This window comes from Bacillus sp. SA1-12 (assembly GCF_000981385.1).
GTDB lineage: Bacteria > Bacillota > Bacilli > Bacillales > Bacillaceae > Metabacillus.
In genome coordinates this window covers 196,673-208,779 of record NZ_LATZ01000003.1, presented here as the reverse complement: position 1 = coordinate 208,779, position 12,107 = coordinate 196,673, and the positions used below count along the sequence as shown (strand labels likewise).

Below are 12,107 nucleotides of genomic sequence, written 5' to 3'. Positions count from 1 at the left end.
AATGTTGTATCTTTCTAATAGCTTGTTATATCTTATTGAGGTGTACTGGAATCCTTGATCGCTATGTAATAGGAGTCCTTTCACATCTCTTTTTTTTATTGCTTTTTTTACTGTATCAGCTACTAGCTTTAGATCATTTCTTTCACTTATTTTATATGAAATAATCTCATTGTTGTAAAGGTCTAGTATCGTAGATAAATAGAGTTTCTTTCCATTAAATAGTAGATATGTTATATCAGTTACCCATTTTTCATTTGGGCGTGAAGCTGAAAATTCTCTGTTTAAATCGTTCTCTGAAACGACATATTTTTCTTTTCGTCCAAAGTGTTTCCACTTCTTTACTCGTATCTTTGCTTGAATTCCATTCGCCTTCATTAAACGATAAATTCTCTTATGATTAACTTTCAAACCATACATCTTTTTAAGCCAAGTTTGAACTCTTGGGTAACCGTAGCTCCAATTAATATCAGGATCTTGTTGGCATTTAATAATCTTAGTTACGATGGATTGATCTTCCAAGTCCTTATCTGTTGGGTTATCTTGGCGTTTTAGCCATTTGTAATAGCCACTTTTTGAAACACCGGCTATCTTACACAACGTGATAATAGTAAATTGATCCGTAAGCTCATGAATTATTTTGTATTTTAACGATTTTTCTTTTCCGGAATCATCTCCCTTTTCGCAGCTAATAGCTTTTTTAAATAGGCATTCTCTGCTTCTAATCGACTTATTTTTTCTGTATCACTCTCGTGGTCTTTTTTAGCTTTACCTTTAAGTGGGTTTCGAGATTTTCCTCTCTTTTCGTTTAACCCTTGAATTCCCTCACTTTTATAATGAGCTATCCATCTTTGGACAATTGTATATCCAATCCCTAACTCTTTGGAAATTGATCTGATCCCCATATCTTCGTTTTCGTATAAATTAATAGCTTTTAGTTTAATTTCTTTTGTATAGGTTGTTCTAATTTTCCCCATGAAAAAATCCCCTCCATAGAAGACAGTACAATCCTTTCTTTTTACTGTCCACTATAAGGGGATAATAACAATTGAAGATTCCCTTTTAAACTTTGAATTGAAGTACGGTATTCACGGTAATTTTACACAAGTATCAACTTTTCCATTATCCCGAGCTCGAGCTTCTACTGAAACTGATGGAGAAAAAACTTTATTATTGTTACCCTTAATAATAATGATATTACAATCACATTTGTTTTTGTTAAAGTCATGATATACTTTTTTTACTTTTTTTCGCCAGTCATGCATTTTTCCCACCTCGTTTGTAAAGAAATTAACTACATTCTATTATATTAAAAGTCATTTCACTTTGACTGTTTTTTACTACTAAGACTAGCAATTTTAACAATAAATGATTAATTTAACTATCAATTTAAATATGTAAAAAATGAATATATTGGACCATTTCGTTTATTTTGCGCCATCACGCATATGAAATCTAGGTTGTAAGGAGGTGTAGGAGTGATAGATCTTAGTAAAATTGAAGAAATGGCCCAAATGTTAGTTAGGCTTTAAGAAGAAATAAAAGTATAGATAAATATGACAAATATACATTTTTAAAAGTATCCTAAACGGAATACAACTAAAACCACAAAAATCTCTTCTATATTCCCTATCACAAAATATCACATAAATACATTATAAAAATTTAGTTTACATAATCGATGTTATTGGCATGAAAAAGGATCTTCAGTCGGGCCTGTTGACAAACTAAGAAATCCCATTACCAGACACAACATATATTAAAATTAAAAGAAGATGAACACTACATTTAGTAGATATTCATCTTCTTTTTGATTAAATGGGTATTTGTCAATAGCCCCAGTCGAAGATCCTTTTATACACCCTGGATTAGTTGTTAACCATTAGCTAATCTAAATCATCCATTGATCCATAACTAGTGCATGTATCACGCCCATATCTACAACCAAGTTCAAGTGTATAATAACCTGAAACCGGTACGACAAATGATCGTGTTTGAGGACTATTATTTGGAGTTACATAGGATATGGATGTTACTGGAGTTAATGTGCCGTTATAATCCCTTTCTACCCAAAAACTAACTGTCCCTCTATAACTCCAAGCTCTATAAATTACGGTTTCTCCTTTTGTATAATAACGAAATGGTGTATGACAACCTCCACTACCATCATTTCCGCAGCCTGTTGGTGTATTTGCTGATGCTGGTGTTGTTATTCCCAATGATCCCAAAGTTAAAGAAAACCCGACAAATAAGATAAATATAATTTTTTTCATGTTTATCTTTCTCAAACAAACCAACTCCTTTTATATAAATCAATTAAAATATTTACCATGAAAGACTACCAGATGCAGAGGCTCCACCGTTTGAAACAATATATAAACGATAATACCCTGCTCCTCCAGCTACTTTAGCACTACACCATCTTGTTTCATTGTAACCAGGATATAAACCTGAATTGTAACATGCCCATTTTCCTGTACTTTCGTTTTTTAAATACCAACCGACTTTATCTTTTCTACTGGACTTTTTATAATAACTTCAATTTCAATCATGTAATTAAAAAATGCTTTTAACCTACGTAACTTAGAATTTATAGAAGAAGGTCTATTACCGTCCTTCTGACATTGCAACAGATACTTCTTTAAGACATTTGCTGTAATATCTTGAATATTGGCAATCTCATGTTCATTACAGAAGGTTTGAAATTGTTTCAGTGATTCTTTGTAATTAAAAACAGTTGCAGGAGATAAATTTTTAAATTCCCTGTCATCTAAAAAATCTTGAATAGCAAACTTTAACAGCATAAAAAAAAGACCACCTCACCTTAATTAGTGAAATGGTCTTTCCTAATGGTAGTGGTTTTGACAGCAACCACTTTACATTATTGAATTTAAAATACTGTCAAACCCTTGATACAATTACTGTGATGACCTGTGAGGGACTTGAACCCCCGACCCCTTCCCTGTCAAGGAAGTGCTCTCCCACTGAGCTAACAAGTCGTTTTATTAAGTTACATTTTATATTATATTTCTATATTTATCTTTAGTCAACCATTTTTAAAATTTAATAAAACAAGTCCTGTATCAGCTAAATCTCACATCTTTCGACTTATTTCCCGGAAAATAGGAAAAACCTGAATAGCCTCGTGTCGAGGATCAGGTTTTTCGTTTTTTTATCCTTGTACCGACATTTGTGGTTTGTTATGGCTGTTGCGTTTCCAGACATATTGTAAAGCAAATAGAGCTGCAAACATGATTAATCCTGTTATATCAGAAATGCCTTCAGGATAAATTAAAAGTAATCCAGCCATCCCAGCAAGAATTCTTTCCAGCCAGTGCATGCCTCTCATCCAATATCCGATCACCCCTGCACCTATTGCGATCATACCTATTGTTGCAGTGAATACAACCCAAATGACTTCAAGCCAGGTCGTATTGATCATCAGCAGTTCTGGTGATAGAACAAAGATGTATGGAATGATAAACGCGGCAATTGCAAGCTTTGATGATTCGATTCCTGTCCGAAGCGGTTCTCCTCCCGATACACCAGCGGCGGCAAATGCGGCTAATGCAACTGGCGGTGTAATATCTGCTATAATACCAAAATAGAAAACAAATAAATGAGCTGGTAAATCTGCTACACCTAATAGGATCATCGCTGGAGCTGCAATGGTTGATGTAATGACATAGTTTGCAGTTGTTGGAGCACCCATTCCAAGAACAAGCGAAGCGATCATTGTTAATATTAGTGTTGGAATTAACAAGCCTCCCGATAGGTCAATTAATCCATTTGCAAGCTTCAGTCCTAACCCGGTTTTGGTAACAATTCCGACGATAATCCCAGCAGCTGCAGTTGCTGCTGCAACACTTAAAGCCGTTCTTGCTCCATCTACTAAAGCATAAATAATATCAATGATTTTCATTCTGGCATCTTTATTTATAAAACCAACTACTATAGAAATCAAAATGGAATACAAAGCAGCATGTGTGACAGTTATATTTGACATAAGCAAAACAATAATCGCAACAATCGGAATTAATAGATACCATTTGCCAAATACTTCTTTTCTGCTTGGCATTTCTTCTTTTGTTAGACCACGCAGGCCCAATCTCTTTGCTTCGAAATGCGTCATAATCCAAATACCAGCAAAGTAAAGAACTGCCGGTATCGCAGCAGCTTTTGCAATATCCCAATAGGTTATTCCATTTCCAATAAATTCGACCATAAGGAATGCTGCGGCACCCATAATTGGAGGCATCAATTGCCCGCCCGTTGAAGCCGAAGCCTCTACTGCCCCTGCAAATTCCTTCTTATAGCCAAGATTTTTCATCATCGGAATGGTAAAGGCCCCAGAGGTAACAACATTGGCAACCGAACTCCCGCTAATCGTTCCTTGAAGAGCACTCGAGAAAATGGCTACTTTCGCAGGTCCGCCAATTCTTCTGCCTGCAATAGCTATGGATAAATCGTTAAAATATTGACCAACACCTGTTTTAATTAAAAAAGAACCAAACAATAAGAAAAGGAAGATAAAAGTTGAGGAAACAGCTAAAGGTGTTCCCAAAATCCCTTCTGTTGTAAAGAACATCGTTTGAACAAGCCGTTCTAATGTTAAACCCCTATGCCCGAGAAATCCTGGCATGTATGTACCGTAAATTCCGTATAGCAAAAAGATCACAGCAATAATGGTAATTGGTAGTCCCACTGCACGTCTAGTGGCCTCTAAAACTAATAGAATAGCAAGTAAACCCACAGCAAAGTCAAGTGTATCAAGTCGCCCGACACTCATGACCAAATCTTCAAAGAAGACTGGCCAATAAACACCTACACCAATACTTAAAATAGCTAAAATGATATCATACCAAGCGATTTGCAGTTTTCCTTTTTGCTTTTTCTTTCGATTCGCTGGAAAGAGCAAAAAGATAAGGGATAGCGCAAATCCTAAGTGTACGGTCCGTTGAATTTGTGCTGTAAAAACGCCAAAAACAGCTGTATATAATTGGAATAGGGAGAAAGCCAGTAAGCCAAAAAAGGCAATCCATCCTAATACTCCGGTAAGTTTTCTTGTGCCAGCTTCTATATCATATTTTTCTATCAATGCTTGCTGTTCTTCTTCTGTTAACGCTTTTATTTCTTCTTTACCAGCCATTGATGCTCACTCCTTTCAATTGTTGCCATAATGATAATTTCTTTTGTGAGATTCTTACCCATGTTCCAGGTTTCATATAGTTTGATAATGTATATGTTTGCTTCTCATATATTAGTCGATGATTCGCTCTTACTTGTCCAATTCTTAAGTCTATAAATGGAAATGTTCGACTCATATTTTTTAAATAATATGTTCCATCCACTTCTTCAAAGACTTCGTCACCTTCAGCATTTGAAGGCATTCCAACTGCAAAATCCTCGTACGCGAGTTCCGTTTGAATGATTTTCTTATCATCTAAACGATATGATTCCAATACATCCGAGAGATGGATAGAGTGTGTATACTTTATGTGAAAAGCTTTGTCCTCTTTTAAAACCAAATAAGCAAGTAATTGCCCTTGATTTTCATATGTAAATGCAACGACTTGTTTGTAAGGAGCAAATACAATTAAAAGCAGCAGGGGGACAAATAAAAGCAGAATTATAATCTTCCTCTTTATCATTGCGATCCCACCTAAAAAAAGAAAAATCATAAAATGAATCGGTAGATAGCCATTGCGATCTACCGACTCTTTTAAATGTATTACTCGGAAATACCTTTCTCTTCAAAATATTTTGCAGCACCTGGGTGAAGTTCCATATCCCCTAACCCTTCAAGTGCTGTTTCAGGTTTAATAAATTCACCCTTTGCGTGAGTGATTTTATCTGTATTTTCATATAACGCTTTTGTCATTTCATACACTAAATTCTCATCAAGGTCTTTTGAAACAACCAGCATTGCTTTAACAGCTACTGTTCTCACATCTGATTTAATATTATATGTTCCGCTCGAAACCGTATCTTCCGAATAATAAGGAAATTTTTCTATTAAGCTTTGAATTTTATCATCGGCTAATGGAACAATCACCACATCATTTTGTGCTGATAATGCCTCTACTGCACCAGTTGGAGTACCAGCCGTAACAAATGCTGCGTCAATAGTACCTGATTGAATACCATCAGTAGATTCGTCGAAAGAAAGGTTTTGTGCCTTTATATCATCAACTGTTAATCCGTGAATCTCAAGAAGTTGCATAGCGTTAATATAAGCACCTGATCCAGGAGCACCTACAGAAACTGATTTTCCTTTAAGATCCTCAACCGATTTAATTCCGCTATCTGCTGTTGTTACAAGTTGTACTGTTTCTGGGTATAATGACGCGATTGCTTGAATATTATCAATTGGATCTCCTTCAAACATTTCTTTTCCTTCAATTGCATATGCTCCAATATCTGTTTGAGAGAATGCAAGTTCTGCCTCTCCTGCTCTTAATGTTTCCATATTTTCTGCAGAGGCACCAGATGTTTGTGGTGTAATATTTACATCTGTATTATCAGAAATAATCTTTCCAATTTGTCCACCAAGTGGATAATATGTACCACCAGTACCACCAGTTAGTAAGCTAAGATTTTTGTTGCCGCCTTCATTACTTTCTCCCCCATTACCAGACACATCCTCATTACCGCCGCCGCAAGCAGCTAAAACCATAGATAATGCCAGCATCAACACAAATAATAAACTTATGCGATTTCTTTTCATAAAATTTCCCCCTTTTGTTTTATTATGTAAAAATATACAACCTTATATTAACATATGAATCAATAAAACTGTCAATTACGATAATTTCGAAAACAAGCGCTTAACATATAAATAATAAGCTTGTTCTTTTAGAAAACCTGCTTTTTCTTTATTTTCCTTTTCATTTCTAACACCTAAGTTTCAACATAATATTACATTATTGAAAAAATATAATGTGAATATTAAAACTATTATGTATTATCTTACATTCTATTACAGATTGTCTCAATTTATGTGAAATAAGGTTACAGTTCAATTTTTTAACCTGCTAACTAGAAGATTCAGGAAAAACAAGAGAGACATTTTCAAACAGACAAAGATTTAGAGAATACCTTGGCAGTAAGCATACATACGAAACCTGCATTAACGATTGATGTAATACAATCGAAAAAAATTAAAAATAGAGTGAATGTTGAAAAAGCTATCGCACATATAAAATAGAGGCGGTGCTAATCATTTATTACATTATCTAATTTGTCTTAAGTGATTTTAACTCCAACGTTAAGGGAGGATCCTAAAAAAGGAGGTTATCATTATGCAGGATCAAGACTTTAATCCTGAAGAGCAAGCATCTTTAGAAAACGAATTTTACAGTACTAACCCTGAAGATGAAAGACAATATCGACCATATACTTACTATCCTCCATATCCACGGCCAAGACCTAGACGGCCATTTTTCTACCCATCTTATTATCCATACTACCCACCATACTATCCATACTATCCACCATACTACCCGCCTTATTACCATTATCCTTATTATCACCATTATCCTTGGTATGGATATGGCGGCAGGTAAGAAAAATTGGAGAAAAGGCATCTAAATGCTGCCTTTTCCTTTGGATTAGATGAAAGTTAACCCAAACAAAAATAGGAAAAGGATTTTTAGTCCTTTTCCCATTTTTCAACAGACCTATCTATCAGTTCTAACGTACACTTGCCTTTTGCGGAAGCTTTTCCAACGCTTCTGAAAAGTCTTTAATCAGGTCATCAGCATTTTCCAAGCCAACACTTAACCGAAGTAAGCCATCTGAGATGCCGCGCTTTTCACGCTCCTCTGGAGGCATTGCTGCATGTGACATTTTAGCCGGATAAGAAAGGATCGACTCAACAGCACCTAAACTTACCGCAAATACTGGAAGCTTCACATTTTCGACCAACTTTTTCACCGCTTCGCCATCCGCTAGTTTAAATGACAGAACCGCACCTGCGCCGTCTGCTTGATAGCGCTGTGTTTCATAGCCTGGGTGAAAACTTAGTCCTGGGTAATATACTTCCTCAACTTTAGGATGCTCACTTAAAAAATTTGCTATTTTAAGTGCTGATTCTGAAGATTGCTTCAAACGAACATGCAAGGTTTTTAGTCCTCTTAAAACAAGCCAAGCATCTTGTACGCCTAGTACAGCTCCAAATGCATTTTGCAGTTTATATAGACGCTCTCCTAACTCAGCATCCTTTACAACAGCAAGTCCTGCCAGCACATCACTATGACCTGCTAAAAACTTTGTCGCACTGTGCAGGACAACATCAACACCTAATTCCAGCGGCCTTTGAAGTTCCGGTGTTAAAAAGGTATTATCCAAAAAGGTTAGACAGCCATTTGCTTTTGCAAGGTTTACAATTCCCCGAATATCAGTCACCTTAAGCAGTGGATTAGATGGTGTCTCCATATAAATCACCTTTGTATTTGGACGGATTTCCGATGCTACTTGATGGAGATGTGTCATATCAACAAACGTATGCTCAATTCCAAATCTAGTTAAAACATCAGTTATTATACGAAATGTTCCGCCATACACATCTTCGGTAACAAGGACATGATCCCCTTGAGAAAGCAGCAGAAACGCTGTTGATATCGCCGCCATCCCTGAAGAAAAAGCCAGTCCTCTTGTTCCGCCCTCTAATTCAGCAATTGCCTGCTCAAGCGCTTCACGTGTTGGATTGCCAGAACGTGCGTAGTCATATTTTCCGAATTCATCAACATTAAATTGATGAAAGGTTGATGAATGGTGGATCGGCACACTCACCGCTCCTGTTCCACGGTCTACCTTTGCTTCATTATGCAGCAGCTTTGTTTGAAACGACCAATCATGATTGCTCAACTGTTTCAGCTCCTTTCATTTGGATAAAGCTTTGCGCTAAGTCTTCAATAATATCCTCTGCGTGTTCAACTCCTACTGAGAAACGTAACAGCTTATTACAAACACCATTTGCAATCCGAATTTCTTCTGGAATATCCATATGAGTTTGAGTCGCCGGATACGTGATAAAGCTTTCGATACCACCTAGACTTTCTGCAAACGTGATCGTCTTAAGACTCTTTAAAAATGGATTCACCCATGCTTCATTCTGTAAACGGAAGGACAGCATTCCGCCTTTTCCTGGATATAAAACATCCTGCACATCTGGATGCTCTTCTAAAAATCTTGCAACAGCCCCGGCATTTTGCTCATGCTGTCTCATCCGAAGCGATAACGTCTTCATCCCTCTCATTAAGAGCCAAGAATCAAATGGGGATAACACGGCACCTATGGCATTTTGATGCTGGAAAAACTCTTCGCTTAATTGTTCTCCTTTTGTCACCACGAGACCGGCTAGCACATCATTATGTCCGCCTAAGTATTTAGTTGCACTGTGAATGACAATGTCCGCACCATCTAGAATTGGTGTTTGAATAACAGGTGTATAGAACGTGTTATCAACAATCACTAATAAATTGTGTTTTTTGGCAACAGCTGCAAGTGCCTTAATATCAGCTTCCTGCATCAAAGGATTTGTCGGTGTTTCGATAAATAACGCCTTTGTATTTTCAGAAATTAATTTTTCTGTTTCAGCCGGATTTGTAAAATCATCATATTTAAAGGATAAGCCGTATTTTTTCCATTCTCTTTCAAATAAACGATACGTACCGCCATATAGATCAGATGAAACGATTAATTCATCACCGCTTTGAAAAAGGGCCATAATGGTTTGAATCGCAGCCATCCCTGAGCTGAAGGCAAAACCGCGGTCACCATGCTCTAGATCAGCAATTGCTTTTTCCACTAATAGTCTAGTAGGGTTACCTGTCCGAATATAATCAAATCCTGTAGATTCTCCAATTCCAGCATGTCGATAGGCTGTTGAAAAATAAACAGGGGGGTTTACTGTACCTGTAACATTTTCACTTCGATTGCCGATTTGTGCTAATTTCGTTTCGATTCGTTGACTCATGTCTGTCACCATCCTAAGTAAGTTATTTTTCTAGATTATGTTCATGAGGAGGAAGCATTTTAGACTTTTGAATAATATAAAAAGTCTTCCCCGTTAAGAAGAAGACTTTGTGTTTGAGTTCGCTTCTTCTTATCTCTCAAGCATAACGCTGGTGTGGCTTGCTGGATTTAGCACCTTGGCACTCGGAAGATCTTGGTGGTAATTGGTTATAATGTTGTATTTGCTGCTGAATTAGGAAGCTTTTTACTTAGTGTTGGTTGCTTTTTTACAGCACGCAGGTGCTTGCGGCTTGCTCTGCAAGCCTGGGGCAGATAATGAAAAATGATTCGAACAAACAAAGACGCTTTGTTCGAGTCATTTTCCATTATCTTCCCGTGCTGTAAAAAACAACATAGAGCTTCACTTAACATATAGCAAAATCAACATTCGCCAGATCTTCACTCGTTTTGACCGGTTGCTGAGGCTTCATTGGGCCAGTCCCTCTGCCTCTCTTGATAAGAATGTATGAAATTTTTATCGTTTACTTTTTTTTACTACTTTACATGATTCAAGTTAAGATTGCAATAATATTATTGCAATAGTTTGATATCTTCGACAATTTTTTCAATTTTATGCTTCTATCAATGAGTGGAACTTGCTTGATTTATACGAGGGTAAAAGAGCTGCCTCACCCAAAGGAAGCAGCTCTTTCATGATTTGTATTTAATTTGATACCGATAAATTTCATTTCAGTCATATCTTCAATGGCGTACTTTATACCCTCTTTGCCGATACCGCTTTGTTTGACACCGCCGTATGGATGATTATCTTGACGATATGTGGAGATTTCATTAATCCACACGCCTCCCATTTCCAATTGATCTGCCACTCGCATCGCCCGATCAATATCTCTTGTGAACACACCCGCTTGCAAGCCGTAAATGGAATCATTGGTATATTCAATGACTTCATCCTCGCTTTCAAAAGGTATAACAGATACAATGGGTGCAAATACTTCCTCAGCAATAATTTTCATATTTCGATCAACATTCGTCATGATCGTTGGAGCAAGTATCGTTCCGTTGCGCTCTCCGCCTGTTTCGATTTTTGCCCCTTTTTCAACTGCATCATCGATCCATTCCTTCGCCCGCTTAGCTTCCTTTTCGGTAATCATCGGACCGATCTCGGTATCTTCTTCTTTTGGATCGCCAATTTTTAAAGCCTTTGTTTGCTTTATATACTCAGACAAAAATGGCTCATAAATGCCCTTATGCACATACACTCTTTGTGCTGAAATACAGACTTGTCCAGAAAAGGCGAATGCACCTTTCACTAATTCTTTCACAGCACTTTCGATATGAGCATCTTCAAAAAGAATATTTGGCGAATTGGAGCCTAATTCAAGTGTTACTTTTTTGAAACCTGCTGATTCACGGATTTTTCTTCCTACCGGCAAACTTCCCGTAAATGTGATTTTATGGACCTTTTCATGTGTGACAAGCGGTTCTCCAACTTCTTCTCCTGTTCCCATTAATAGATTTAATACCCCATCAGGAAGACCAGCCTCTTGAAATAGCTTCACGAGCTTATAGGCTGATATTGGCGTTTTTTCAGCTGGTTTAAATACAATCGTGTTCCCTGCTGCAATTGCTGGTGCAAGTTTGTGCAGGGATAAATTTAACGGAAAGTTAAAGGGAGTAATGGCCCCCACAACACCTAACGGAATGTGTTTAACAAATCCCATTCTGCTTTCTCCGCCAATTGCCGCGTCCATTGGAAGAACTTCACCTGTAATATTTTTGGCAAGCTCTGAGGCAAAACGCAGAACCTGAATAGAGCGATTAATCTCATCCCGACTGTACTTTATTGGTTTTCCTGCTTCCTGTACAATTGTTTCAGCAAATTCCTCTGATCTTTCTGCCAAAAGGTCCGCAGTCCGCCTTAAGATATCAGAGCGTTTATGAGCAGGCATAAATTTCATTGTTGAATGAAAGGTTTCAAAGCTATTATTGACTGCTTCGTCAAGATCTGTACGATTCGCTAAAGCAAGTTCTCCTACTTTGTCTTGATTAAACGGGTTATGAACAGCCAGTGTTTCACGGTTGTCTTCATTTCGTTCTTTACCATTAATAATTGATCCGTAACGCATTAT

General features: G+C 37.1%; 11 protein-coding genes, 1 tRNA gene, 1 pseudogene and 1 riboswitch. Of the genes and pseudogenes, 2 read left to right on the top strand and 11 right to left on the bottom strand.

Translation table 11 applies throughout. The features are described from left to right. Positions 1–690 (bottom strand): IS3 family transposase (locus WQ54_RS03530; RefSeq protein WP_046512227.1); only part of this gene is annotated, 690 nt, incomplete at its 3' end. Then, positions 645–974 carry a helix-turn-helix domain-containing protein gene (locus tag WQ54_RS03525; protein WP_046512178.1) on the bottom strand — a complete coding sequence of 110 codons (330 nt, stop codon included), beginning with the start codon at positions 972–974 and terminating at the stop codon, positions 645–647. The genes WQ54_RS03530 and WQ54_RS03525, both read right to left, overlap by 46 nt. Before the next feature lie 560 nt (positions 975–1,534). On the opposite strand from WQ54_RS03525, the pseudogene WQ54_RS35565 reads away from it, so the two are divergent. Next, positions 1,535–1,585, top strand: a pseudogene (locus WQ54_RS35565) (DegQ family regulator); the annotation flags it as partial. Positions 1,586–1,883: 298 nt separating this feature from the next. On the opposite strand, the gene WQ54_RS03520 reads toward WQ54_RS35565, so the two are convergent. From WQ54_RS03520 to WQ54_RS03495, 6 genes are all read right to left on the bottom strand, one after another. Next, positions 1,884–2,285, bottom strand: coding sequence for a hypothetical protein (locus WQ54_RS03520; protein ID WP_046512173.1), 402 nt, complete (start codon positions 2,283–2,285; stop codon positions 1,884–1,886). 201 nt (positions 2,286–2,486) lie between these two features. Then, a complete protein-coding gene (locus WQ54_RS03515; protein ID WP_052737640.1) occupies positions 2,487–2,801 on the bottom strand; it encodes a phage integrase SAM-like domain-containing protein in 315 nt (104 codons plus the stop codon). A 123-nt stretch (positions 2,802–2,924) separates the two neighbouring features. Next, a tRNA-Val gene (locus WQ54_RS03510) sits at positions 2,925–2,996 on the bottom strand. Positions 2,997–3,169: 173 nt separating this feature from the next. Beyond that, complete coding sequence (locus WQ54_RS03505) at positions 3,170–5,146, bottom strand: TRAP transporter permease (RefSeq protein ID WP_046512171.1); 1,977 nt, start codon at positions 5,144–5,146, stop codon at positions 3,170–3,172. Further along, entirely contained in the window at positions 5,136–5,648 is a 513-nt protein-coding gene (locus WQ54_RS03500) for a DUF1850 domain-containing protein (RefSeq protein WP_046512169.1), read from the bottom strand. The genes WQ54_RS03505 and WQ54_RS03500 overlap by 11 nt, the downstream gene beginning before the upstream one ends. A gap of 80 nt (positions 5,649–5,728) precedes the next feature. Next, a complete protein-coding gene (locus WQ54_RS03495) occupies positions 5,729–6,724 on the bottom strand; it encodes a TAXI family TRAP transporter solute-binding subunit (RefSeq protein ID WP_046512166.1) in 996 nt (331 codons plus the stop codon). Between the two features lie 574 nt (positions 6,725–7,298). On the opposite strand from WQ54_RS03495, the gene WQ54_RS03490 reads away from it, so the two are divergent. Then, positions 7,299–7,562 (top strand): hypothetical protein, encoded by a 264-nt coding sequence (locus WQ54_RS03490; RefSeq protein ID WP_046512163.1) that lies wholly within the window; start codon positions 7,299–7,301, stop codon positions 7,560–7,562. Between the two features lie 127 nt (positions 7,563–7,689). Here WQ54_RS03490 and metC read toward each other — a convergent pair whose 3' ends face one another. The 3 genes from metC to WQ54_RS03475 all read right to left on the bottom strand — a co-directional run bounded on the left by metC (position 7,690) and on the right by WQ54_RS03475 (position 12,104). After that, the gene (metC, locus tag WQ54_RS03485; RefSeq protein WP_046512160.1) at positions 7,690–8,865 is read right to left on the bottom strand and encodes a cystathionine beta-lyase; all 1,176 of its coding nucleotides are present in this window, start codon (positions 8,863–8,865) and stop codon (positions 7,690–7,692) included. Further along, complete coding sequence (locus WQ54_RS03480; RefSeq protein WP_046512157.1) at positions 8,852–9,976, bottom strand: methionine biosynthesis PLP-dependent protein; 1,125 nt, start codon at positions 9,974–9,976, stop codon at positions 8,852–8,854. The genes metC and WQ54_RS03480 overlap by 14 nt, the downstream gene beginning before the upstream one ends. 361 nt (positions 9,977–10,337) lie before the next feature. After that, a riboswitch (SAM riboswitch) is annotated at positions 10,338–10,477 on the bottom strand. Between the two features lie 166 nt (positions 10,478–10,643). After that, positions 10,644–12,104, bottom strand: coding sequence for an aldehyde dehydrogenase family protein (locus WQ54_RS03475; RefSeq protein ID WP_197089526.1), 1,461 nt, complete (start codon positions 12,102–12,104; stop codon positions 10,644–10,646). Positions 12,105–12,107: the final 3 nt, after the last annotated feature.